The 24,554-nt window shown below is 57.5% G+C and carries 22 protein-coding genes; 10 read left to right on the forward strand and 12 right to left on the reverse strand.

Going from position 1 to position 24,554, the window contains the following annotated elements; genetic code table 11:
* Nucleotides 1-373 precede the first annotated feature (373 nt).
* The 5 genes from mnmE to rpmH form a co-directional block, all read right to left on the reverse strand.
* A complete protein-coding gene (gene mnmE, locus AC07VO_RS23090; protein ID WP_064621183.1) occupies nt 374-1,744 on the reverse strand; it encodes a tRNA uridine-5-carboxymethylaminomethyl(34) synthesis GTPase MnmE in 1,371 nt (456 codons plus the stop codon).
* A gap of 79 nt (nt 1,745-1,823) precedes the next feature.
* Nucleotides 1,824-3,509: a membrane protein insertase YidC gene (gene yidC / locus AC07VO_RS23095; protein ID WP_018927323.1), complete on the reverse strand. Its 1,686-nt coding sequence runs from the start codon at nt 3,507-3,509 to the stop codon at nt 1,824-1,826.
* Nucleotides 3,510-3,511: 2 nt separating this feature from the next.
* The gene (gene yidD / locus AC07VO_RS23100) at nt 3,512-3,757 is read right to left on the reverse strand and encodes a membrane protein insertion efficiency factor YidD (RefSeq protein ID WP_003213574.1); all 246 of its coding nucleotides are present in this window, start codon (nt 3,755-3,757) and stop codon (nt 3,512-3,514) included.
* Nucleotides 3,750-4,151, reverse strand: coding sequence for a ribonuclease P protein component (gene rnpA / locus AC07VO_RS23105; protein ID WP_026286513.1), 402 nt, complete (start codon nt 4,149-4,151; stop codon nt 3,750-3,752). Before rnpA ends, yidD begins: the two co-directional genes overlap by 8 nt.
* 16 nt (nt 4,152-4,167) lie before the next feature.
* A complete protein-coding gene (rpmH, locus tag AC07VO_RS23110) occupies nt 4,168-4,302 on the reverse strand; it encodes a 50S ribosomal protein L34 (RefSeq protein ID WP_003213577.1) in 135 nt (44 codons plus the stop codon).
* A gap of 568 nt (nt 4,303-4,870) precedes the next feature.
* Here rpmH and dnaA point away from each other — a divergent pair.
* The 4 genes from dnaA to gyrB are packed head-to-tail and all read left to right on the forward strand — an operon-like array spanning nt 4,871 to nt 11,081.
* Nucleotides 4,871-6,391, forward strand: a complete 1,521-nt coding sequence (gene dnaA, locus AC07VO_RS23115) for a chromosomal replication initiator protein DnaA (protein ID WP_007934322.1) — start codon at nt 4,871-4,873, stop codon at nt 6,389-6,391.
* 39 nt (nt 6,392-6,430) lie between these two features.
* A complete protein-coding gene (gene dnaN, locus AC07VO_RS23120; protein WP_007903001.1) occupies nt 6,431-7,534 on the forward strand; it encodes a DNA polymerase III subunit beta in 1,104 nt (367 codons plus the stop codon).
* A gap of 20 nt (nt 7,535-7,554) precedes the next feature.
* On the forward strand, nt 7,555-8,658 hold the full coding sequence (gene recF, locus AC07VO_RS23125; protein WP_018927321.1) for a DNA replication/repair protein RecF: 1,104 nt from the start codon (nt 7,555-7,557) through the stop codon (nt 8,656-8,658).
* A gap of 5 nt (nt 8,659-8,663) precedes the next feature.
* Nucleotides 8,664-11,081: a DNA topoisomerase (ATP-hydrolyzing) subunit B gene (gene gyrB / locus AC07VO_RS23130; protein WP_007934319.1), complete on the forward strand. Its 2,418-nt coding sequence runs from the start codon at nt 8,664-8,666 to the stop codon at nt 11,079-11,081.
* 123 nt (nt 11,082-11,204) lie between these two features.
* On the opposite strand, the gene AC07VO_RS23135 is transcribed toward gyrB, so the two are convergent.
* Nucleotides 11,205-12,002 carry an AraC family transcriptional regulator gene (locus AC07VO_RS23135; RefSeq protein WP_192351653.1) on the reverse strand — a complete coding sequence of 266 codons (798 nt, stop codon included), beginning with the start codon at nt 12,000-12,002 and terminating at the stop codon, nt 11,205-11,207.
* A gap of 158 nt (nt 12,003-12,160) precedes the next feature.
* On the opposite strand from AC07VO_RS23135, the gene AC07VO_RS23140 reads away from it, so the two are divergent.
* On the forward strand, nt 12,161-13,060 hold the full coding sequence (locus AC07VO_RS23140) for an EamA family transporter (RefSeq protein WP_086945244.1): 900 nt from the start codon (nt 12,161-12,163) through the stop codon (nt 13,058-13,060).
* A gap of 123 nt (nt 13,061-13,183) precedes the next feature.
* Here the strand turns inward: AC07VO_RS23140 and AC07VO_RS23145 are convergent, their stop codons facing one another.
* Complete coding sequence (locus AC07VO_RS23145) at nt 13,184-13,903, reverse strand: response regulator transcription factor (protein ID WP_026286512.1); 720 nt, start codon at nt 13,901-13,903, stop codon at nt 13,184-13,186.
* 236 nt (nt 13,904-14,139) lie between these two features.
* Between AC07VO_RS23145 and AC07VO_RS23150 the strand changes: the two genes are divergently transcribed.
* The 3 genes from AC07VO_RS23150 to AC07VO_RS23160 all read left to right on the forward strand — a co-directional run bounded on the left by AC07VO_RS23150 (nt 14,140) and on the right by AC07VO_RS23160 (nt 18,002).
* The gene (locus AC07VO_RS23150; protein WP_172901216.1) at nt 14,140-14,343 is read left to right on the forward strand and encodes a hypothetical protein; all 204 of its coding nucleotides are present in this window, start codon (nt 14,140-14,142) and stop codon (nt 14,341-14,343) included.
* A 341-nt stretch (nt 14,344-14,684) separates the two neighbouring features.
* Nucleotides 14,685-15,671 (forward strand): FecR family protein, encoded by a 987-nt coding sequence (locus AC07VO_RS23155; RefSeq protein ID WP_064615640.1) that lies wholly within the window; start codon nt 14,685-14,687, stop codon nt 15,669-15,671.
* 18 nt (nt 15,672-15,689) lie between these two features.
* Complete coding sequence (locus AC07VO_RS23160; RefSeq protein WP_086945246.1) at nt 15,690-18,002, forward strand: CHASE2 domain-containing protein; 2,313 nt, start codon at nt 15,690-15,692, stop codon at nt 18,000-18,002.
* Nucleotides 18,003-18,184: 182 nt separating this feature from the next.
* Here AC07VO_RS23160 and AC07VO_RS23165 read toward each other — a convergent pair whose 3' ends face one another.
* The 4 genes from AC07VO_RS23165 to glyQ form a co-directional block, all read right to left on the reverse strand.
* A complete protein-coding gene (locus AC07VO_RS23165; protein ID WP_018927315.1) occupies nt 18,185-18,964 on the reverse strand; it encodes a lysophospholipid acyltransferase family protein in 780 nt (259 codons plus the stop codon).
* A gap of 81 nt (nt 18,965-19,045) precedes the next feature.
* Nucleotides 19,046-19,585 carry a D-glycero-beta-D-manno-heptose 1,7-bisphosphate 7-phosphatase gene (gene gmhB / locus AC07VO_RS23170; protein ID WP_167331188.1) on the reverse strand — a complete coding sequence of 180 codons (540 nt, stop codon included), beginning with the start codon at nt 19,583-19,585 and terminating at the stop codon, nt 19,046-19,048.
* A 4-nt stretch (nt 19,586-19,589) separates the two neighbouring features.
* On the reverse strand, nt 19,590-21,644 hold the full coding sequence (glyS, locus tag AC07VO_RS23175; protein WP_019651238.1) for a glycine--tRNA ligase subunit beta: 2,055 nt from the start codon (nt 21,642-21,644) through the stop codon (nt 19,590-19,592).
* Nucleotides 21,641-22,594 (reverse strand): glycine--tRNA ligase subunit alpha, encoded by a 954-nt coding sequence (glyQ, locus tag AC07VO_RS23180; protein WP_003213601.1) that lies wholly within the window; start codon nt 22,592-22,594, stop codon nt 21,641-21,643. Before glyQ ends, glyS begins: the two co-directional genes overlap by 4 nt.
* Before the next feature lie 81 nt (nt 22,595-22,675).
* On the opposite strand from glyQ, the gene tag reads away from it, so the two are divergent.
* Together tag and AC07VO_RS23190 are read left to right on the forward strand one after the other, a co-directional pair.
* Complete coding sequence (gene tag, locus AC07VO_RS23185; protein WP_018927312.1) at nt 22,676-23,233, forward strand: DNA-3-methyladenine glycosylase I; 558 nt, start codon at nt 22,676-22,678, stop codon at nt 23,231-23,233.
* Nucleotides 23,234-23,273: 40 nt separating this feature from the next.
* Complete coding sequence (locus AC07VO_RS23190; protein ID WP_019580330.1) at nt 23,274-24,161, forward strand: lysophospholipid acyltransferase; 888 nt, start codon at nt 23,274-23,276, stop codon at nt 24,159-24,161.
* Between the two features lie 60 nt (nt 24,162-24,221).
* Here AC07VO_RS23190 and AC07VO_RS23195 read toward each other — a convergent pair whose 3' ends face one another.
* A complete protein-coding gene (locus tag AC07VO_RS23195; RefSeq protein ID WP_018927310.1) occupies nt 24,222-24,536 on the reverse strand; it encodes a tetratricopeptide repeat protein in 315 nt (104 codons plus the stop codon).
* Nucleotides 24,537-24,554 lie beyond the last annotated feature (18 nt).

Genomic DNA, 24,554 nt, shown 5'->3' on the forward strand with positions numbered 1-24,554 from the left:
TTGTTTTTATGTTTATTTCTACTGACCCACCTTTCTGTGGATAGATTCATACAGGCCTTTATTTTCAATGTGTACAGAGATTCAAAACCCTGTGGTCATGTGCCGAGGAGGCCCTTGGATAACCGGTGTAAGCCTGTGGATGAAAGGGGCTGTTATCCACAGAGGCGGTTATCTTCAGTTTTGAGGCCTTGTTATCAACTGCCCTTAGCGACAGTTATTCACAGGGCTTAATCCACAGAAAAGGGCTGACCGAGCAAATCCCGGGCACGGAAAATCTGCCCGAACAGAAAAATCTGCTCGGGAGCGGAGGGCTATTTCAGAAGAAGAGGGGCAGACAGGCCAGAACGGCCTGTCTGTGGGTAACGCAGAAGGACTATTTACCGATGCAGAAGCTGGAAAAGATCCTGCCCAGCAGATCATCGGAGCTGAATGCCCCGGTGATCTCGCCCAAAGACTGCTGGGCTTGCCGCAAATCTTCGGCCAGCAGTTCACCGGCACCCGCTAACGTCAGCTGTGCGCGGCCGTGTTCGAGGGACGCACTCGCATGGCGCAGTGCCTCCAGGTGACGCCTGCGAGCACTGAAGCTGCTTTCAGAGGTCTGCTCGTAACCCATGCAGGCCTTGAGATGCTCGCGCAACAACTCCAGGCCTTCGCCGGCGGACCTGGCACTGAGGCTGATCGTGACGTGGCCATCGTTACTGACTTCCAGGGCAATTGCTTCGCCCGTCAGGTCTGCCTTGTTACGAATCAGCGTCACTTTTGCCGGATCCGGGCGGGTTTCGAGGAATTCAGGCCACAAGGCAAATGGATCAATGGCCTCGGGAGCCGTGGCATCGACCACCAGCAATACCCGATCCGCCTCGCCGATGGCTTTCAATGCCCGTTCGACGCCGATTTTCTCGACCTGATCGTCGGTATCCCGCAGCCCGGCAGTGTCGACCACATGCAACGGCATGCCATCGATGTGGATATGTTCGCGAAGAATGTCCCGGGTCGTGCCGGCAATCTCGGTCACGATCGCGGCTTCACGTCCGGCCAGGGCATTCAGAAGGCTGGACTTGCCGGCATTCGGCCGACCGGCGATGACTACCGTCATGCCGTCACGCAGCAAGGCCCCCTGCCCGGCTTCCCGAAGCACTGTGGATAATTCGTCGCGCACTTTGTCCAGCATGCTCAGCACGTGGCCATCGGCGAGGAAGTCGATTTCTTCTTCGGGGAAGTCGATAGCCGCTTCGACGTAAATGCGCAGGCCTATCAATTGCTCGGTTAGGTTATGCACACGCTGGGAAAACGCCCCTTGCAACGAACGCAGGGCATTTCGTGCTGCCTGTGCAGAACTCGCCTCGATCAGGTCGGCAATGGCTTCGGCCTGAGCCAGATCAAGCTTGTCATTGAGGAAGGCGCGCTCGCTGAATTCACCCGGTCGGGCCAGACGGCAGCCCAGTTCAAGGCAGCGTTTGAGCAACATATCCAGGACGATTGGTCCGCCGTGGCCCTGCAGCTCCAGCACATCTTCGCCGGTGAACGAATTCGGTCCCGGGAAATACAGTGCGATGCCTTCGTCCAGCACCTCTTCGTTTTCACTGAGGAACGGGCCGTAATGGGCGAACCGCGGTTTCAGCTCGCGGCCGCTGATGGCTTTGGCCGCCACACTCGCCAGCGGCCCGGAAATACGGACGATGCCCACACCGCCGCGACCTTGAGCGGTGGCAACGGCAGCGATGGTTTCACGAGGAACGCTCATAAACCGGTATCCAGACAAAAGTGACAGATAGCAAAACGCCCCACTAGGGGGCGTTTTGAGTGGTTATCCACAGTGTAAATCAGGCAGCTGCTTTGGTAGCCGCTTCGATCTTACGAGTGATGTACCACTGTTGGGCGATCGACAGGCAGTTGTTCACTACCCAGTACAGTACCAGACCGGCCGGGAACCACAGGAAGAAGAAGGTGAAGATGATTGGCATCAGCTTCATCACCTTGGCCTGCATTGGATCCGGAGGCGTCGGGTTCAACTGCTGCTGGATGAACATGGTTGCGCCCATGATGATCGGCAGAATGAAGAACGGATCCTTGATCGACAGGTCAGTAATCCACAGCATGAATGGCGCCTGGCGCATTTCCACGCTTTCCAGCAGAACCCAGTACAGCGAAAGGAAAACCGGCATCTGCACCAGGATTGGCAAGCAGCCACCCAGTGGATTGATCTTCTCTTTCTTGTACAGCTCCATCATGGCTTGCGACATTTTCTGCCGGTCTTCGCCATGTTGCTCTTTCAGCGCGGCCAGTTTCGGTGCCACTGCACGCATGCGCGCCATGGATTTGTAGCTGGCGGCCGACAACGGGAAGAAAATCCCCTTGATCAGCATGGTCAGGAAGATGATCGAGAAGCCCCAGTTACCAACCAGTGCGTGGATATGTTGCAGCAACCAGAAGATTGGCTGGGCAATGAACCACAGAATGCCGTAGTCGACGGTCAGTTCCAGACCTGGGGATAACTGTTTCAGCACAGCCTGGCTTTTTGGACCTGCGTACAGAACGGCGCTGGTTTCAACTTTGGCACCTGGCGCAGCAGTCAGCGAAGGACCGGTGTAGCCGATGATGTAGTTGCCTTTGCTGTCTTTACGGGTCTGGACGACGTTGTTTTCGCCCTTGGCCGGAATCCATGCGGTCACGAAATAGTGCTGCAACCAGGCAACCCAGCCACCGCTGACGGTTTCTTTCAGCTGAGCCTTGTCCATGTCCTTCATCGACACTTTCTTGTACGGCTCGTTACTTGTCCACAGGGCGGCGCCCAGGTAAGTCGCGGTGCCGGTGGCAGTGCTGGAAGAAGGATCGGAACTGGCGTCACGCTTCAGTTGCGCGAACATTGCACCGGACCAGGGCTGAGCGCTCTGGTTGTCGATCAGGTAGGAAACGGTTACGTCATACAGGCCACGTTTCAGGGTGAAACGCTTGATGTAGTTGACGCCGTCCTTGCTGAACTTCAGGTCCACGACCAATTGGTCCTGACCGTCAGCCAGTTGATAAATCTTCTTCTCGGAGGAGTAAACCGGACGACCGGCAGGACTTGCGTCCGGACCGTTGGTGCCGATCAGGCCGCTCTGAGCCAGATAAGTCCGCTCGTTGCCGTTATCGAACAGCTGGAATGGAATTTCCGGATGGTCCTGGCGACGTGGATACAGCGGCAGCGTCAACTGGGCAACATCGCCACCTTGTGGATCGATGGCCAGGTTGAGCACATCCGTTTTGATCTGGATGAGGTCTTTGCTTGCAGCCACTGGCGTTTCAGCAGGTGCAGTTGCACTGGTATCGCTTGCGGCGCGCGGGATGTCGTCACTGGCGGAAGCATTATTGCCAGTCGCCGTATCCGGTAGACCCGGTGCGGTAGTACTGGAAGCAACATTCTGAGTCGGCAGGGCAGCCTGGCCATAGTCCTGGTTCCATTTAAGAACCATAACGTAGGACACGATTGCCAGGGCGACGATCAGGATCGTGCGTTTGATATCCATGATTACTCGGCCATCGAAGAAGAACGGGAGGTAGGGATAGGTGGAACCGGGTCATAACCACCGGGATTCCACGGATGACAGCGACCTAAACGACGAAAGGTCAGCCAGCCACCGCGCAGAAGGCCATGATTTTCTATGGCTTCTAACGCGTAGCAGGAACAACTGGGGTAGAAACGACAGTGATTGGCCATCAGGGGACTAATGGCATAGCGATAAAACTGGATCGGAACGAGTGCCAGTTTACGCATCGGGACTGTCTACCCCTACAGTTTCGGCTTTGACTGCTGGTACCGGCTTGCTGCGTGCCAGACGTTTCCAGAGTTTGCCGAAATGCTGAATCAATTCGGGGTTTTCTACGTCACCCAAACCTTTGCGCGCGACGATAACAATGTCCCAACCGACCAGTGAATCCTGGTTCAGGCGAAACGATTCGCGCATCAGACGTTTGAGGCGATTGCGCTCGACGGAGAGCTTTACGCTCTTTTTCCCGATAACCAGCCCGAGACGGGGGTGATCAAGATCGTTATTGCGCGCAAGGAGCAGGAGATTTTTCCCCGGAACCTTGCCGGTAGGGGAGTCAAAGACTGCCTTGAAATGCCGGGGAGTAAGCAGACGCTTATCCCGACTGAAGTCCTGACTCACCTCCAGTGCCGGATTATCAAACTGCCAGACGCGCACGACCTTTGGCGCGACGACGCGACAGGACGGCACGACCGTTCTTGGTAGCCATGCGAGCACGGAAACCGTGGGTACGAGCGCGTTTGATAGTGCTTGGTTGGAAAGTACGTTTCATTGTCGTGTTACCTGGTTCGTCCACAACGGGCCGGAATGGCCCCCGTTTTAAGAGACCGGGGATTCTAGAGAAAGCAAGCCTCTAGGTCAATTTCCAACCAACGTTTCCTTATAAATAGATCTCCAGAGGATTTGCTCGTCCGCAGGTCGTTCGCTAGATATAGAAATAAAGAAGGGAAATATTTAAAGCTTTTCTGTAAAGCTTGTAAAAGCTAGGCACGCGATCATCTGTGGATAACTGCCTTAAGCCCTTAAAAACCGTGATGTACAGAGAATGACAACTACAGTGGAAAACGGTGGTCAGCCTGTGCTGCGCTGTCGGATAAGCTGTGTGTGGAAAGGTCAGTTATCCACAGGCAGGTTATCCACCGAGTTTCGCCCCCACTTGTCCAGTGCCCTCATGGGCGGTTATCCACAGAGCTTATGCACATACCGTTGGTCTTCTTTTTGAGGGTTAACGCGTTGATAATTCATGCCCTGTGCGCAACCTGCATGTGGATAAGTGGGCGTCTGGCCGCTACAATGACCGCTTGTTTTTGCCTCACCGGCTTTCAACTTAGGGGATATCCGTGTCAGTGGAACTTTGGCAGCAGTGCGTGGAGCTTTTGCGCGATGAGCTGCCTGCCCAACAATTCAACACTTGGATCCGCCCGCTACAGGTCGAAGCCGAAGGCGACGAGTTGCGTGTCTACGCACCGAATCGTTTTGTTCTCGACTGGGTCAACGAAAAGTACCTGGGCCGCGTCCTTGAACTGCTGGATGAGCACGGCAATGGCATGGCGCCGGCGCTTTCCTTATTAATAGGCAGCAAACGCAGTTCGGCACCGCGTGCGGCACCCAATGCCCCGTTGGCCGCTGCGGCGTCCCAGGCTCAGGCGGCGGCCGCACCGGTCAGCGCTCCAGCCCCTGCTCCGGCGGCGGCACCGACCAAGCGTTCGACGCAAAAAGTTGCCGAGGTCAGTGAAGAGCCGTCCCGCGACAGCTTCGACCCTATGGCCGGCGCCAGTTCGCAACAGGCCCCGGTTCGTTCCGAGCAGCGCACGGTGCAGGTCGAAGGTGCGCTCAAGCACACCAGCTACCTGAACCGCACTTTCACCTTCGAGAACTTCGTCGAAGGTAAGTCCAACCAACTGGCACGGGCTGCGGCCTGGCAGGTGGCGGACAACCCCAAGCACGGTTACAACCCGCTCTTCCTTTATGGTGGCGTCGGTTTGGGTAAAACCCACTTGATGCACGCTGTGGGTAACCACCTATTAAAGAAGAACCCGAATGCCAAGGTCGTGTACCTGCATTCGGAGCGTTTCGTGGCCGACATGGTCAAGGCGCTGCAGTTGAACGCGATCAACGAGTTCAAGCGCTTCTACCGTTCGGTGGATGCTTTGCTGATCGATGACATTCAGTTCTTCGCTCGCAAGGAACGTTCGCAGGAAGAGTTTTTCCACACCTTCAACGCACTGCTCGAAGGTGGCCAGCAGGTCATTCTCACCAGTGACCGCTATCCGAAAGAAATTGAAGGCCTTGAAGAACGCCTTAAATCCCGCTTTGGCTGGGGCCTGACGGTTGCCGTCGAGCCGCCGGAGCTGGAAACCCGTGTAGCGATCCTGATGAAAAAGGCCGACCAGGCCAAAGTCGATCTGCCACACGACGCGGCATTCTTCATCGCCCAGCGTATTCGCTCCAACGTCCGTGAGCTGGAAGGCGCGCTCAAACGCGTGATCGCCCACTCGCACTTTATGGGCCGCGACATCACCATCGAGTTGATTCGCGAATCCCTGAAAGACTTGTTGGCGTTGCAAGATAAACTGGTCTCTGTGGATAACATTCAGCGCACCGTCGCTGAGTATTACAAGATCAAGATCTCCGACCTGCTGTCCAAGCGTCGTTCACGCTCGGTAGCACGTCCGCGTCAGGTCGCTATGGCGTTGTCCAAGGAATTGACCAACCACAGCCTGCCGGAAATCGGCGATGTGTTTGGCGGCCGCGACCACACGACTGTTTTGCACGCCTGCCGCAAGATCAACGAGCTTAAGGAATCCGACGCGGACATCCGCGAGGACTACAAGAACCTGCTGCGTACACTGACCACTTGATGAACACCAGCGCAGCTTATTAAGGCAAGGGACTAGACCATGCATTTCACCATTCAACGCGAAGCCCTGTTGAAACCCCTGCAACTGGTCGCAGGCGTCGTCGAGCGCCGACAGACCTTGCCGGTGCTTTCCAACGTGCTGCTGGTTGTCGAAGGCCAGCAACTGTCGCTGACCGGTACCGACCTGGAAGTCGAGCTGGTCGGTCGTGTGCAACTCGAAGAGCCTGCAGACCCGGGTTCCATCACTGTGCCTGCGCGCAAGCTGATGGACATCTGCAAGAGCCTGCCAAACGACGCGCTGATCGACATCAAGGTCGATGAGCAGAAGCTCGTGGTGAAGGCCGGCCGTAGCCGCTTCACCCTGTCGACCCTGCCGGCCAACGACTTCCCGACGGTGGAAGAAGGCCCGGGTTCGCTGACCTGCAGCCTTGAGCAAAGCAAACTGCGTCGCCTGATCGAACGCACCAGCTTCGCCATGGCGCAGCAGGACGTGCGTTATTACCTCAACGGCATGCTGCTGGAAGTCTCGGCCGGGATCATCCGCGCTGTGGCGACCGACGGTCACCGTCTGGCCATGTGCTCGATGCAGGCCGATATCGGTCAGCCGGATCGTCATCAGGTCATCGTGCCACGCAAAGGTATCCTGGAACTGGCACGTCTGCTGACCGAACCGGACGGCAACGTCAGCATCGTGCTGGGCCAGCACCACATCCGTGCTACCACCGGCGAGTTCACCTTCACCTCGAAACTGGTTGACGGTAAATTCCCTGACTACGAGCGCGTTCTGCCTAAAGGCGGCGACAAGCTGGTACTCGGCGATCGCCAGGCCCTGCGTGAAGCGTTCAGCCGTACCGCGATTCTGTCCAACGAGAAGTACCGCGGCATCCGTCTGCAACTGGCCAATGGTCAGCTGAAGATCCAGGCGAACAACCCGGAGCAGGAGGAAGCGGAAGAAGAAGTGGGCGTTGAGTACAACGGCGGCTCTCTGGAAATCGGCTTCAACGTGAGCTACCTGCTCGACGTATTGGGCGTGATGACCACCGAGCAGGTTCGCCTGATCCTGTCCGACTCCAACAGCAGTGCGCTGGTGCAAGAGTCCGACAACGACGACTCGGCTTACGTTGTCATGCCGATGCGTCTGTAATCATGCTCAGCAGAAGCTAGATGTCCTTAAGTCGCGTCTCGGTCACCGCGGTGCGCAATCTGCACCCGGTGACCTTCTCCCCCTCCCCCCGAATCAACATTCTTTACGGCGCCAACGGCAGCGGCAAAACCAGTGTTCTGGAAGCCATTCATCTGCTGGGGCTTGCCCGTTCGTTTCGTAGCACCCGCCTGTTGCCGGTTATTCAGTACGAACAATTGGCGTGCACAGTATTTGGCCAGGTCGAATTGGCCGAGGGTGGGCACAGCGCATTGGGGATATCTCGCGATCGTCAGGGAGAGTTCCAGATACGTATCGACGGGCAGAACGCCCGTAGTGCGGCACAACTGGCGGAGATTCTGCCGCTGCAGTTGATCAACCCGGACAGCTTCCGCCTGCTGGAAGGCGCGCCGAAGATTCGCCGGCAGTTTCTCGACTGGGGTGTGTTCCACGTGGAACCGCGATTCATGTCTACGTGGCAGCGCTTGCAGAAGGCCTTGCGCCAGAGAAACTCTTGGCTGCGGCATGGTACACTTGACGCCGTTTCGCAAGCGGTTTGGGACAGGGAACTGTGCCAGGCCAGCGATGAAATAGATGAATACCGCCGCGCTTACATCAAAGCCTTGAAACCAGTCTTTGAACAGACCTTGAGCGAACTGGTTGAGCTTGAGGGCTTGACGCTCAGCTATTACCGAGGCTGGGACAAAGACCGTGAGTTGAGTGCAGTGCTCGCTGGATCCCTTCAGCGGGATCAGCAAATGGGTCATACCCAGGCCGGACCACAACGGGCTGATTTGCGTCTCCGATTAGGCGCACATAACGCCGCGGACATTTTGTCCCGTGGTCAGCAGAAGTTGGTGGTCTGTGCATTGCGGATTGCCCAGGGGCACTTGGTCAGCCAGGCCCGACGCGGCCAGTGTATTTATCTGGTGGATGACTTGCCGTCCGAACTGGACGAGCACCACCGTCGCGCGCTTTGTCGCTTGCTGGAAGACTTACGCTGCCAGGTTTTTATCACCTGTGTAGATCACGAATTATTGAGGGAAGGCTGGCAGACGGAAACGCCAGTCGCTTTGTTCCACGTGGAACAGGGCCGTATCACCCAGACCCACGACCATCGGGAGTGAAGGCATTGAGCGAAGAAAATACGTACGACTCAACGAGCATTAAAGTGCTGAAAGGCCTGGATGCCGTACGCAAACGTCCCGGTATGTACATTGGTGACACCGACGATGGCAGCGGTCTGCACCACATGGTGTTCGAGGTGGTCGATAACTCGATCGACGAAGCTTTGGCCGGCCACTGCGACGACATCAGCATCATCATCCACCCGGATGAATCCATCACTGTTCGCGACAACGGTCGTGGCATCCCGGTAGACGTGCATAAAGAAGAAGGCGTTTCGGCGGCCGAGGTCATCATGACCGTGCTGCACGCCGGCGGTAAGTTCGACGACAACTCCTACAAGGTTTCCGGTGGTCTGCACGGTGTAGGTGTATCGGTGGTTAACGCCCTGTCCGAAGAACTGGTCCTGACCGTTCGCCGCAGCGGCAAGATCTGGGAACAGACCTACGTCCACGGTGTTCCGCAAGAACCGATGAAAATCGTTGGCGACAGCGAATCCACCGGTACCCAGATTCACTTCAAGCCTTCAGCTGACACCTTCAAGAACATCCACTTCAGCTGGGACATCCTGGCCAAGCGGATTCGCGAACTGTCCTTCCTCAACTCCGGTGTCGGCATCGTCCTCAAGGACGAGCGCAGCGGCAAGGAAGAGTTGTTCAAGTATGAAGGTGGTCTGCGTGCATTCGTTGAATACCTGAACACCAACAAGACTGCGGTCAATCAGGTGTTCCACTTCAACATCCAGCGTGAAGACGGCATCGGCGTGGAAATCGCCCTGCAGTGGAACGACAGCTTCAACGAGAACCTGTTGTGCTTCACCAACAACATTCCACAGCGCGATGGCGGTACTCACCTGGTGGGTTTCCGTTCGGCACTGACGCGTAACCTGAACACCTACATCGAAGCTGAGGGCCTGGCGAAGAAGCACAAAGTCGCCACCACCGGTGACGATGCCCGCGAAGGCCTGACGGCGATCATTTCGGTGAAAGTGCCGGATCCGAAGTTCAGCTCCCAGACCAAAGACAAGCTGGTGTCTTCCGAAGTGAAGACCGCGGTCGAACAGGAAATGGGCAAGTACTTCTCCGACTTCCTGTTGGAAAACCCGAACGAAGCCAAGCTGGTCGTCGGTAAGATGATCGACGCGGCGCGTGCTCGTGAAGCGGCGCGTAAAGCCCGTGAGATGACCCGTCGTAAAGGCGCGCTGGACATCGCCGGCCTGCCGGGCAAACTGGCGGACTGCCAGGAAAAAGACCCTGCCCTTTCCGAACTGTACCTCGTGGAAGGTGACTCTGCTGGCGGCTCCGCCAAGCAGGGACGTAACCGCAAGACCCAGGCCATCCTGCCATTGAAGGGCAAGATCCTGAACGTCGAGAAGGCGCGCTTCGACAAGATGATCTCTTCGCAAGAAGTGGGCACCTTGATCACCGCGCTAGGCTGTGGCATCGGTCGCGACGAGTACAACATCGACAAGCTGCGTTATCACAACATCATCATCATGACCGATGCTGACGTCGACGGTTCGCACATCCGTACCCTGCTGCTGACCTTCTTCTTCCGTCAGCTGCCGGAGCTGATCGAGCGTGGCTACATCTACATCGCTCAGCCGCCGCTGTACAAAGTGAAGAAAGGCAAGCAAGAGCAATACATCAAAGACGACGACGCCATGGAAGAGTACATGACGCAGTCGGCCCTGGAAGATGCGAGCCTGCACCTGAACGAAGAAGCCCCGGGTATCTCCGGTGAAGCTCTCGAGCGTCTGGTGAATGACTTCCGTCTGGTGATGAAGACCCTCAAGCGCCTGTCGCGCCTGTACCCGCAGGAACTGACCGAGCACTTCATCTACCTGCCAGCCGTGAGCATGGAGCAACTGTCCGATCACGCAGCGATGCAGGATTGGCTGGCTCAGTACGAAGTTCGCCTGCGCACCGTCGAGAAGTCCGGCCTGGTCTACAAGGCCAGCCTGCGCGAAGACCGTGAACGTAACGTCTGGCTGCCAGAGGTCGAACTGATCTCCCACGGCCTGTCGAACTACGTCACCTTCAACCGCGACTTCTTCGGCAGCAACGATTACAAGACCGTCGTTTCCCTGGGCGCTCAACTGAGCACCCTGTTGGACGATGGCGCTTATATCCAGCGTGGCGAACGCAAGAAAGCCGTCACCGAATTCAAGGAAGCCCTTGAATGGTTGATGGCCGAAAGCACCAAGCGTCATACCATCCAGCGATACAAAGGTCTGGGTGAGATGAACCCTGATCAGCTGTGGGAAACCACCATGGATCCGGGCTCGCGCCGCATGCTCAAAGTGACCATCGAAGACGCCATCGGCGCCGACCAGATCTTCAACACCCTGATGGGTGATGCGGTCGAACCTCGCCGTGACTTCATCGAAAGCAACGCCTTGGCGGTGTCCAACCTGGACTTCTGATCCGGCAGGACCGCTAAAACAAAAAAGGCCAACGCTATGCGTTGGCCTTTTTTATTGCGCGTGTCCCGTCCTGAATAAGGTTTACACCTGTTTCAGGACTAGACACCCTTCTTGATCAATCGCTCAGAACATCGATGCGCCTTTGGACTTGGCCAGATAACGCCCCGGTGAATCCCCCAGGTTACGCCGAAATACCGAGGTAAATGCGCTTGGGCTGCTGTAACCCAGATCCATCGCCACTTCGGTGATAGATGAACCATTGCTCAGTCTGGACGTGGCTTCGAGTAGACAGACTTGCTGTCTCCAGAAGACAAAACTCATGCCAGTCGCTTCCCGAAAACATCGCGTGAACGTTCGCCGGCTCATGTTCGACCAGCTGGCCATTTCACTGATGGAGATATTCTGCGTGGGGGCATCCAAGAATCGATGGCACGAAACGGCCAGTCGAGGTTCCGAAGGCAATGGTGCGCTCAATGGAAGCTCCGACATGGTGCCGATTTCATCCACCAGCAGTGTCTGTACGGACAGGCTTCGGATACTAGGCGCTTGCTCCGGGTCGATGGCCAGCGCTGCTTCCAACAGATGCCTCAGCAACGGCGAAACATCGTAGACCTGGCAATGCTCCGGCAAACCGGCGCGGATGGAGGCAGCCTCATTGAGGTAAGTATTGATCATGGTCACGTCGCCGCGCATATGCATTTCATGCGACACGCACGCGGGAACCCAAAGCGCTCTTTGAGGCGGGACAACCCAATTCCCCTGATCGGTGAACATCTTCAACGCGCCCGTCGAGGCGTACGCAAACTGACCACGACTGTGCGTATGCCGCGCAAAAACAGTACCCGAAGAATACTTGCTCAGGTTCACCACAGCATCGGGGCCTCCATGCTCGTAGGGATCCAGTGTTGGATTGATCGACATGGCCCGATTTTGACAAAGATAGACCTGCTATAGCAAGCAGGCCAAAATTTTGGACCATAGAATCACGTCTCCAAAAATGCCTGATGCAGAAACGGTTCGCATTGAACTGATTGGAATGAGGCATACCGCGGTGTGCCGCTTAATGTGAGGCTAGGGATATGCAGAAAAAACATTTGGTTCTGGCGATACTCGTCACCTTAGTGTGGGGAGTGAACTTTCCAATCACCAAGCTGGGTTTACGCTCGATCGATCCCTTTGTGTTAACCGGAATACGCTTTGCACTCGCCGCCATACCCTTGGTGTTCTTCATAAAGCGCCCCGCCATCAAGTTCAGCTATGTTGTCGCCTACGGCTTCATTTTCGGATTGGGTATGTGGGGCGTAATCAACTATGGCATCCAGGTCGGTGTCAGCCCCGGTATTGCTTCGCTGATCATCCAGCTCAGCGTGTTCTTCACCATGGGTTGGGGGGCGTTATTATTTAAAGAGAAGCTACGTAGGGCTCAGCTTATCGGGGCACTGCTGGCATTGGTTGGGTTGGCGGGCATCATTTCTACTCAGCAAGGGGAGCACGCGATACTTGGAGTACTGCTGATTGTGCTGAGTGCAGTCGCCTGGAGCGTCGGCAACGTGATTATCAAGACATCCGGTGTCAAAGAGATCTTTTCATTTATGGTCTGGGCCAGTCTGTTTCCACCCATCCCACTCTTCTTCATCGCCTGGCTCATGCAAGGTGCCGCGCCCTTTGAGAATCTGCAAAGCAGTCTCGACCTGACAGCTGTGCTATCGATTATTTTCCAGGTTTATCTGGCCACACATTTTGCTTATTGGGGATGGAACTCGCTGTTGAAGCTTTATCCTGTTTCAACAGTGGCACCGCTATCGTTGCTGATTCCGGTATTCGGCATCGGTAGTTCGATGCTGATTATCGGCGAACACATCTCAACACTGAACTTGATCTCAATTGCGATCATCATTATGGGATTGGCTGTCGGCCTCTATCGCAAGTCCGCCGACACAATCCATGCCGCCCCCAGAGCCACGTTGCGCTCGGACTAAGGCGGTCGTGCCAGAACATTGATCAATTGAAATCTACATGGGCGGGGTATTGATTTCCCGCGCAGAACTACCGTAATGGACACTGCCAACGCTCAGCGTTGGACGTTTTTATTGTTCGTCGAATCATTCGCTAGCGGTGGCTACGCTCTCAAGCCGATACCCATACCCGTAAATCGTCAGCAGTTGCCAACCGCGATCAGCCGTCAGCCCCAGTTTGTTGCGCAGGCGATAAATATGAGTATCCAGAGGCCGGGAGGACACGATTTCTTCATGGGTCCAAAAGCGCTCATACAAGTATTCACGGGACAAAGGTCGGCCCAGATTGGCGAACAGGCAGCGGGCGAGACGGTATTCCCGTTCGGTCAGGCTGATGGGGGTGGAGGCACGGGTGACAGTGAGTTCGGCGTCGTCGAATTCGAGGTCATTGAATGTGAGTATTTCGGTGGCTGCCGCGCGTTGCAGTCCATGCCGACGAAGTACGGCGCTCACCCGAGCCATCAGCTCATTAGGACGAAACGGTTTGCTCACGTAATCGTCGGCTCCGGCGTTCAAGGCCTGGACGATATCGCTTTCGGTATCGCGACTGGTGAGCATGATCGCGGCCGGTGGTGAGTCCATGTGTTCCCGGGTCCAGCGCAACAACGACAGACCGCTGATGTCGGGCAATTGCCAGTCGAGGATCAGCAGATCGAAAGTTTCCCGGCGAAGTTGCCGTAACAGGTCCTCTCCCCGCTCGAAACTGTGCAACGTCCACGTCTGCTCCCCCGTGACGGGGATCTGTCGCAGTGTCTGTTCCACCCGGCGGAGTTCGGCGGGTTCGTCATCCAGTATTGCGACACGCATGCCGAGTGCTTCCTTCATCTCGTAAGTGCAACGGTTAAGAAAATTCCTGCGGGAGTTTAGGCTGATTGGTTGAATCTGAACAATTGTGGCGAATTGCTGTGAACTTCCCAAGTGTGGATACGCTGATATCACTTAGCCGGTAGGCGATGAATTATCGGCAGAATGCTCCAGAGGGACTGTGGGAAAAAATGCGTCTAAAGATTATCTTTAACGGGTTTACAAGATTAACAGCGTTGATGTTGGCCGCGGGTCTCGGATTGGGATGCACCACGGTCCAGTCAATATCAGTCATCGAGCAGAATGTTGCACCGCGTTACTTCGGCCCGGCAGAGACGAACACGGTGATGGGCGACTCGCCAGGCTTTGCCCCGGTGCACTCCGCACAGGTGGAAGCCGCCCAGCTCGACATTCGCTCGGCGCAACAACGTTGGGTGTTTTAGGCGCCTTCAGTCAATTCTGAACAAATATTGAGAATGACCGCGCAAGGTCGCTTATGCCGGTAAATTCGTTTTCGCTGAGCGGCACAGGGGCATTGGGATGTGCTCCGACGCAGGGAGCGTCAATGCCAAACTGCAGGACCGTCGATCGCCGGTTTTCGGCGGGTCTGCAGTTCAGGGGAAAACACATGGAGTGCCTGCTCAGTTCTGACACAGGGATGTGTCATCTCATTTCCTTTGCGCCCATGGCTATCTGCCAGAGCATCCGGTCAGGTATCGTGCGTCAGCGCGGGCGTTTCCCGGCATGATTTGTATAAGAGCATAAAAGCCAATCCATGAACCTCATGACCTTATTGCTCCCACGCCGTTCTGGCGTTTGTCTTTTACTGGTTGCCGGGTTGATGGAATTGTTCACCCAGAGTGCATCGGCGGCTGCCGCCTCGGCAAAACGTCTGCCTTATATCGATGATAATCAACAATGTCGCGGCCAACCGCTGCCCGCGACTGTCGAACATCTGACTGGCGAAGCCTGGAAGCTGGATGCCAAAGGTAAACAGACGCCACTGCAGGAAGGCATGCCGATCGACGAGCGGGAAGGCATCAAGACCTCGCCCTCGGCGTTTGTCAGCCTTTCCCTGGGTGATGGCTCGCGGGTAGTGCTGCCTTCCAGCTCCCAGATCACGCTACACCTCAATGAAGAACATTCGATCCCTCAGGTTATCCTCGAGCAGGGTCAGGTCGAGTCGTATGTGATCAAGCGTGCCAGCGACCATGATCGTTTTCAGATCGTCACGCCGGTCGGTGTACTGGGCGTACGGGGTACGCACTTCCGGGTGCGCAACGATGATGGTGGCCAGGCATTACTGGAAGTGCTGAATGGGCAAGTGGCGGTCAATCGTGATGAGGAACTGTCGCGCCCCCGCTCTGCCCGCTCCACTGCCAAACGGACTCAGGGCCCTGAGGATGATGAAGTCCAGGTCATGGCCCGTCAGGGCTTGCGTATTCAGAAACAAGGCACGTTGACGCCAATCGACTTGTTACCTGCCCCACGTTTGTTGGGGCAGGCCGGTCAAACGGGTAATGTGCCTGTCTGGCAATTGATCATGAAGCCCATCGAAGGCGCCACGCGTTATCGGGCGCAAGTGGCCACCGACGCGAACTTTCTGGACATCAAGCAAGAGCAGTTTTCCAGCACGCCCGAGGTCAAATTCAGCGGGCTGAAAGCGTTGTTCTACCATGTTCGCCTGTCGGCGTATGACGCTCAGGGGTTAGAAGGAGAGACCGGGGTGTATGACATTTTCTATTACCCCAGGACCACGCGTGTCCAATAGCGCCCTGGCCGACGACCGATGAAGGGCCGCCCAAGGAAGGACGGCCGCGAGCCGACCCAGGCTCAGCGGCTGTTTCGGCGGATGGTCCGCGAGTGGCTGTGGGTCAGTCTGATCCTGTTGCCGCTGACGGCAGTGCTGTCCATGACCCATGGCCTGGTCTTGAGCAATCTGCTGTACGACAACCTGCGTCGGCTGAGCCCGCTGCCGGTGGACCCACGAATACTCATCGTCACGATCGATGACTACAGCTTGCAGCAGCTAGGCAAATGGCCTTGGTCGCGGGCCATGCACGCGCAGTTGCTTGATCGGCTAGGCGCTGCGAACGCCAAAGGCATTCTGTTCGACGTGATTTTCAGCGAGCCCGATAGCCATCCCGGCAACGATCAGCTTCTGGCCCAGGCGGCCTGCCGTGCCGGAAATGTCTTCGTGCCGTTGCTGCGTGAAGGCGTGGCGCGTTATGGACAGCCTTTGGGGGAAATTGAACCGGTGGCGCCACTGAGCCATTGCGTCAAAGGCATCGGGCACATCAATGCCCAAGCGGATGCCGACGGGATCGTGCGCAGTGTGTATTTAAGCGAAGGACCGGCACAACAAACACGCGCGCAACTGGCCTGGCTGCTGTACGAACAGACCCTTACCGACAAGGAGAATGTACCGATGCCCGGGACCCCGGCCCTGCCGTCGACGCAAGGCTGGCAGCGAGCCCACAAAATACGGATTCCTTTCATCCGTTCCGATGCGGGTTTTCCCAGTGTGCCCTACGTCAGCGTCTTGCGCGGTGAAGTCCCGCCCGAATTGCTGCGCGATCGCTTGATCCTGATCGGCTCCACCGCTCCAGGTTTGGGGGACCGTTACGTGACACCGCAATCGGCGAGCATGGGCACCACCCCGGGCATCGAAATTCAGGCAAATATCCTCAATGGGTTGCTGCAACAGCGCAACATTGTGGCTCTCGATGAACGTTTGGCGGCGTTGTTATCGGTGGTGATTGTCGGTGAGTTGCTGGGCCTTATGTTGGTGCGTCCGCGTCGCGCGTTATGGCTGACCCTGGGGGCAATGGCGGTCGCGCTGCTGGGTTCGAGCCTGCTGTTGCGTCTTGGTTGGTGGTGGTCACCGGCCGCGAGTCTGCTGGGTATGCTGTTGGGTTACCTGATCTGGAATTGGCGAAGGCTGAATGCGGTGCTCGCCTATTTCGGCTGGGAACTGGCGCGTCTGGACAGCGAGCCGAAAGTGTTTCCCGAACGCCGCCGGACCCAGGCCCCGGCTGGCGATGTGCTGCAAGGGCAAATCGTCGCGCTGGAACAGGCCATGAGCCGGACACGTGACACGCGGCGTTTCATTGCCGATGGCCTTGAGTACTTGCCGGTGGCGACGCTGATCAGCGATCCGAACGGGCGCATTCTGTTGGCCAACCGTAAGGCTCGGGAGATATTTTCCAGCAGCCTGGTGGGCGAGGAGATGCTCGAGCAACTGAGCGAGTTGGGTTACCCGGTGCCGTCCGATGGAACGCTGCCGGCGTTGTCGACCCTGGAGCTGCTGGAGTTTCGTGACACTCAGGCACGCAGCCTGCGTCTGGACCTGGCGCCGCTGTTGCCGGCCGAGGGCGACTCGGTGATTGGCTGGTTACTGAGCCTCACTGACTTGAGCGTCGAACGGGACGCCGAGGAGCAGCGGGCCGTGTTGCTGCGTTTTCTGTCTCATGACCTGAGGGCCCCCCACTCGGCGATTCTGGCTTTGCTCGACGTTCAGCGGCATCAGGTGTCTGGCGACACTCAAGTGTTCAGTCAGATCGAGTTACAAGTGCGCAAGGCGCTGAACCTGACCGAGGCCTTTGTGCAGTTGGCAAAGGCTGAATCCGAGGCCTATCAGTTTCAGCCGAGCATGTTCGCGATGTTGCTGCTCGATACTTTCGACCAGGCCTCGAGCATCGCTCATCTGAAGAACATTCAGTTGCTGCATGACCTCGACGAAGATGCTGAAGCGCTGGTCCTGGCCGATCAGTCGTTACTGACACGGGCACTGTTCAACCTGCTGGAAAACGCCATCAAGTACAGTCCGGCGGGTTCGCGGATCACCGTGCGGGTGAGTTGTACCGAGGGTTGGTTAACGTGCGAGATCGTCGACCAGGGCCGAGGGATTGCCGTCGAAGAGCTTCCCGAGCTGTTCAGTCAGTATCGACGCTTTGCATCGGCTCACGGCAGTGACGGCCTGGGGCTGGGGTTGTCCATGGTCAAGGCGGTGGTGGATCGTCACGGCGGGCGGATTTCCTGTCATAGCGTGGTAGGACAAGGCACGACGTTCAGTGTCCAGCTACCCCTTTTGAGCGAGTGAGCCTGATCATTTTTACAGGCATAAAAAAACCGGCTATATCAGCCGGTTTTTTTACGTCCGAAAAAAACTTATGCACGTTTTCAGAAGTTTTATTTGCTTAAGAAATATGTATGAAAATCAAAAGCTTAAAAACTAAATACAGCGATTTTCAACAAAACGGTACACAGGTTATCCACAGAACTTCAGACAGTCACTTGGTCGGTCGCACTCGGTGCTGCCGGGGCTGCTGGCAGCGAACCCATTTCGCGCTGCATCTGTTCGTTCCAGGCCTGCACCCGGTCATTCAGGTCGGCGATGGCCCGTGGCCCGCTACCCTCGGCGTACATCGGGGCGCCGATGATCACGGTGATCACGCCCTGCTTTTTGGCCCAACCGGTTTTTGGCCAGAACTTGCCGGCATTGTGTGCAATTGGCAGCACGGGCAATGACGCATTGACGGCCAACGCGGTGCCGCCTCGGGAGAACTTGCCGATGGTGCCGTAGGGAACGCGAGTCCCCTCCGGGAAAATCAGCACCCAGACATTGTCCTTGAGCAGTTCATCGCCCTTCTTCGCTACATGCTTGAGCGCGGCTTTCGGGTTGTCGCGGTCGATGGCGATCGGCCGCAGCATGGCCATGGCCCAGCCGAAGAACGGCACGTAGAGCAGTTCGCGCTTGAGCACCTGGCTCAACGGTTCGAAGTAGGCCGAGAGAAAGAACGTCTCCCAGGTGCTCTGGTGGTTCGACTGAATCACGCAGGGCTGTTCAGGCACATTCTCGGCGCCCTTCACTTCGTAGCGAATACCCAGAAAGACTTTGCTCAGCCACAAGGCGCAGCGGCACCAGTACACGTTGATAAAGCGATAACGCGCCTTGAACGGCAGAAACGGCGCGATAAAAAAGCTCAGGGTGCACCAGAGTAACGAACTGGTGCCCAGCAGCAGGTAAAAGAGGAAAGTTCTGATGGCCTGCAGTATCGACATGGCGACATTTACCGTTGCGGGCACTGCCCGCCTATTCAAGCGCACTCCCGATCAGTCCTTGGCCAGGATGTCAGAAGAGCCTTAGTTGTGGATAAGTTCCGCGGCAATCGCCGCCAGATCGTCAAAAATCAAGGTGCCTGCCGGTAGGGTCTTGCCCTGAGTCTTTTCGCCTTTCCCGGTCTTTACCAAAACTGGCTGACAGTCGACGGCTTTGGCGGCCTCCAGGTCACCGAGAGTATCGCCGACGAACCATAGATTCGTCAGCGAAACGTTGTAATGCGCGGCGATGGTTTTCAACATCCCGGGTTTTGGCTTGCGGCAATCGCAGCCATCGTCTGGCCCGTGCGGGCAATAGACGATCAGACCGACTTCGCCGCCCTGCTCTGCCACCAACTCGCGCAAGCGGGCGTGCATGGTCTCCAGGGTGGCGATGTCGTAATAGCCGCGAGCGATGCCCGACTGGTTGGTGGCGACCGCCACCGTCCAGCCGGCCTTGCTCAACTGCGCGATCGCTTCGATCGAACCGGGGAGTGGAATCCACTCCTCCACCGACTTGATGTACGCATCGGAGTCGTAATTGATCACCCCGTCCCGATCGAGAATCAGCAGTTTCAACAGCAGCTCCTCAGCCCAGCAACGAAATGTCGGCGACGCCGAGGAACAACCCACGCAGACGCGCCAGCAGCGCATAGCGGTTGGCTCGCACCTTGGCGTCTTCGGCGTTGACCATCACGGCCTCGAAGAACGCATCCACTGGTTCGCGCAATGCGGCCAGACGCGCCAGCGATTCGCTGTACTGACGGGCAGCGGCCATTGGCTGCACAGCCTGGTCTGCCTGCTGGATCGCCGAATACAGCGAGAACTCGTTGGCGTTGTCGAAGTACTTGGCTTCAACGACCGTCGGCACGGAGCCTTCGACTTTGCTCAGCAGGTTCGACACGCGCTTGTTCACGGCGGCCAGGGCAGCGGCTTCCGGCAATTTGCGGAACGCTTCTACCGCTTGTACACGCTGGTCGAAGTCCAGGGCCGAACCCGGCTTCAGGGCACGTACCGACAGGTAGGTCGCGACGTCCACGCCTTCGTCTTCGTAACGGGCACGCAGACGGTCGAAGATGAACTCCAGCACGGCATCATTAAGGCCGGCAGCCTTGACCTTGGCACCGAACGCATTCACGGCGAAGGCCACGGCGTCGTTCAGGTCGAGGTCGAGCTTCTTGTCGATCAGGATCCGCAACACACCCAGCGCGGCGCGGCGCAGGGCATACGGGTCTTTGCTGCCGGTCGGCAGCATGCCGATACCGAAAATGCCCACCAGGGTGTCGAGCTTGTCGGCAATGGCCACGGCCGCACCGGTCAGGGTGGTAGGCAGTTCAGCGCCGGCACCGCGCGGCATGTACTGCTCGTTCAGCGCCAGGGCGACGTCTTCCGGCTCGCCGTCGTTGAGGGCGTAGTAGTAACCGGCGACACCTTGCATCTCCGGGAACTCACCGACCATTTCGGTCGCCAGGTCGCACTTGGACAGCAGGCCGGCACGCGCCGCCCAGGAAGCGTTACCGCCGATGCGAGCGGCAATGTAGGCCGCCAGTTTCGACACGCGCTCGGCCTTGTCGTAGACACTGCCGAGTTTTTCCTGGAACACCACGTTCTGCAGACGCAGATTGAATTCTTCGAGTTTTTGCTTCTTGTCTTGCTTGAAGAAGAACTCGGCGTCGGTCAGGCGTGGGCGAACCACTTTCTCGTTACCGGCGATGATCTGCTGTGGATCCTTGCTTTCGATGTTGGCCACGGTAATGAAACGAGGCAGCAACTTACCGTCGGCATCCAGCAGGCAGAAGTACTTCTGATTGTCCTGCATGGTGGTGATCAGCGCTTCTTGCGGCACGTCGAGGAAACGTTCTTCGAACGAGCACACCAGCGGCACCGGCCATTCAACCAGCGCGGTCACTTCGTCGAGCAGGGCTTGCGGAACGATCGCCGTACCTTCCTGCATGGTCGCCAGTTCATTGGTGCGCTTGCTGATCAGCTCGCGACGCTCGTTGGCATCGGCCAGTACATAAGCAGCACGCAGATCGTTCAGGTAGTTGGCCGGCGAGGTGATGCGCACGCTTTCAGGGTGGTGGAAGCGGTGACCACGGGAATCGCGGCCGGCCTTCTGGGCGAGGATGGTGCAGTCGATGACGTGGTCACCGAGCAGCATCACCAACCATTGGGTCGGACGAACGAATTCTTCCTTGCGAGCACCCCAGCGCATGCGCTTGGGGATCGGCAGGTCGTTCAGGGAATCTTCGACGATGGTCGGCATCAGGCTCGCGGTCGGCTTGCCGGCGATGCTTTGGCTGTAGCGCAGCTTCGGGCCGCTCTGATCGATTTCGCTCAGCTCGACGCCGCACTTCTTGGCGAAGCCCAGGGCTGCTTGAGTCGGGTTGCCTTCGGCATCGAACGCAGCCTGACGTGGCGGGCCGTCGAGGTTGATGCTGCGATCCGGCTGCTGGGTCGCCAGCGCGGTAATCAGCACGGCCAGACGACGCGGCGCGGCGTAGACGGTTTTGCTCTCGTAGTTCAGGCCCGCGGCTTGCAGGCCTTTGTCGATACCGGCCAGGAATGCCTCGGCCAGGGTGTTCAGCGCTTTGGGTGGCAGTTCTTCGGTGCCCAGTTCAACCAGAAAATCTTGAGCACTCATTGTGCAGCCTCCAGCTTGGCCAGTACTTCATCACGCAGGTCCGGGGTCGCCATCGGGAAGCCGAGCTTGGCGCGAGCCAGCAGATAGGCTTGCGCGACGGAACGCGCCAGGGTGCGTACACGCAGAATGTATTGCTGACGCGCGGTCACCGAGATCGCCCGGCGCGCATCCAGCAGGTTGAAGGTGTGGGAAGCCTTCAACACCATTTCGTAGCTCGGCAACGGCAGCGGCTGGTCGAGTTCGATCAGGCGCTTGGCTTCGCTTTCATAGAAGTCGAACAGTTCGAACAGCTTCTCGACGTTGGCGTGTTCGAAGTTGTAGGTCGACTGCTCCACTTCGTTCTGGTGGAACACGTCGCCGTAGGTCACCTTGCCGAACGGACCGTCAGCCCAGACCAGGTCGTAGACCGAGTCCACGCCTTGCAGGTACATGGCCAGACGCTCCAGACCGTAAGTGATCTCGCCCGTCACCGGGTAGCACTCGATGCCGCCCGCTTGCTGGAAGTAAGTGAACTGAGTCACTTCCATGCCGTTGAGCCAGACTTCCCAGCCCAGACCCCAGGCGCCCAGCGTTGGCGACTCCCAGTTGTCTTCGACGAAACGGATGTCATGCACCAGCGGGTCCAGACCCACGTGCTTGAGGGAGCCCAGGTACAGTTCCTGGAAGTTGTCCGGGTTCGGCTTCAGCACTACCTGGAACTGATAGTAGTGCTGCAGACGGTTCGGGTTTTCACCGTAGCGGCCGTCAGTCGGGCGACGACTGGGCTGCACATAAGCGGCGTTCCAGGTTTCCGGGCCAATGGCGCGCAGGAACGTGGCAGTGTGGAAAGTGCCGGCGCCTACTTCCATATCGTAGGGCTGAAGTACCACACAACCTTGCTCGGCCCAGTATTGCTGGAGGGCGAGGATCAAGTCTTGGAAGGTACGCACGGCTGGCGTAGGCTGGCTCACGAAATTCACCTGTTTCTTGGGCTGCGATTTAAAGAGCGGGAGTATACCCGATTCGGTCCTGCGCACGCCCCCTGGAGCCTTATGCCACGCTGCTTTTGGTGTACCGAAGATCCGCTGTACATGGCTTATCACGATCAGGAGTGGGGCACGCCGCTACGCGATGCGCAGGGATTGTTCGAGTTGCTTTTGCTCGAAGGGTTCCAGGCCGGGCTTTCCTGGATCACTGTATTGCGCAAGCGAGAGCGTTATCGCGAGGTGCTGTTCGGCTTCGACGTGCAGCGCGTGGCGCAGATGAGCGATGCGGAAATCGATGAATTGATGCTCGATCCGGGGATCATCCGCAATCGTCTCAAACTCAACGCAGCCCGGCGCAATGCCCAGGCCTGGCTGGAGCTGGAAGACCCGGTGGCGTTTCTCTGGTCGTTCGTCGGCGGCACGCCGGTGATCAATCATTTCAAGGATCGCAGTGAAGTGCCGGCGGTGACACCGGCCGCCATCGAGATGAGTAAAGGCCTGAAAAAAGCCGGCTTCACGTTCGTCGGCCCGACCATTTGTTACGCGCTGATGCAGGCTTCAGGCATGGTCATGGACCACACCCTGGATTGCGATCGCTACGCCACGTTGACGAACGGCGGTTAGAATAGCCGCCTCGCGCACAGCACAAGATCAGGAGTGACCTGTGGATAAGTTTAAAGGCGCCTTGCTGGTAGGCGCTCTGCGGCTGTTTGCCCTACTGCCATGGCGGGCAGTGCAGGCGGTGGGTTCGGCGATTGGCTGGATCATGTGGAAAACCCCCAACCGTTCCCGCGACGTGGTGCGGATCAACCTCGCCAAGTGCTTTCCGCAGATGGACCCGGCCGAGCGTGAGCGTCTGGTGGGTCAAAGCCTGAAAGACATCGGCAAGTCTCTGACTGAAAGCGCCTGCGCGTGGATCTGGCCGGCCCAGCGTTCCATTGAACTGGTGCGCGAAGTCGAAGGCCTCGACGTTTTGAAAGAGGCGTTGGCGTCCGGTAAAGGCGTGGTTGGCATCACCAGCCACTTGGGCAACTGGGAAGTGTTGAACCACTTCTATTGCAGCCAGTGCAAACCGATCATTTTCTACCGTCCGCCAAAACTGAAGGCGGTGGATGAGTTGCTGCGCAAGCAGCGGGTGCAATTGGGTAACCGGGTGGCGGCTTCCACCAAGGAAGGCATCCTCAGCGTGATCAAGGAAGTGCGCAAGGGGGGCGCGGTAGGCATTCCGGCTGACCCGGAACCGGCCGAATCCGCCGGGATCTTCGTGCCGTTCTTCGCCACTCAGGCCCTGACCAGCAAATTCGTGCCGAACATGCTCGCCGGTGGCAAAGCGGTCGGCGTGTTCCTGCATGCCCTGCGGTTGCCGGACGGTTCGGGTTACAAAGTGATTCTCGAAGCCGCGCCAGAGGCCATGTACAGCACCGATACCGAAACCTCCTGCGCGGCCATGAGCCAGGTAGTCGAGCGCTACGTGCGGGCTTATCCGAGCCAGTACATGTGGAGCATGAAGCGCTTCAAGAAGCGTCCACCGGGCGAAGCACGCTGGTATTGAGGTTGCTGTGGATAACTCCGCAGGCTGCGATCTATTGATCTTGGCCTGCGTTACCGCTGATCAGTGCGCCTGTCGCTCAAGCTTTTTCAGAAACACCGTCATCTCCTTCTCCGCCTGCTTGTCGCCATGGGCGCGGGCAGCTTCCAGACCCTGCTCCCAAGCCTGTCGCGCCGCCGCATAATCCGCCAGCGCCAGATGGGCCTTGCCCAAGAGCTTCCAGGCTGCCGAATACTTCGGATCGAACTCGACGCAGCGCTGGAAATGCTCTGCGGCCTTGGCGTTTTCCCCAAGATCCAGATAACCCTTGCCCAGGCCGAAGCGCAGCAATGAGTTATCCACACCCTTGGCGAGCATTTTTTCCAGGGATTCGATCATTGGGTGGCACCTCTGGTT

Source organism: Pseudomonas sp. GW821-FHT03E01, from assembly GCF_059420765.1.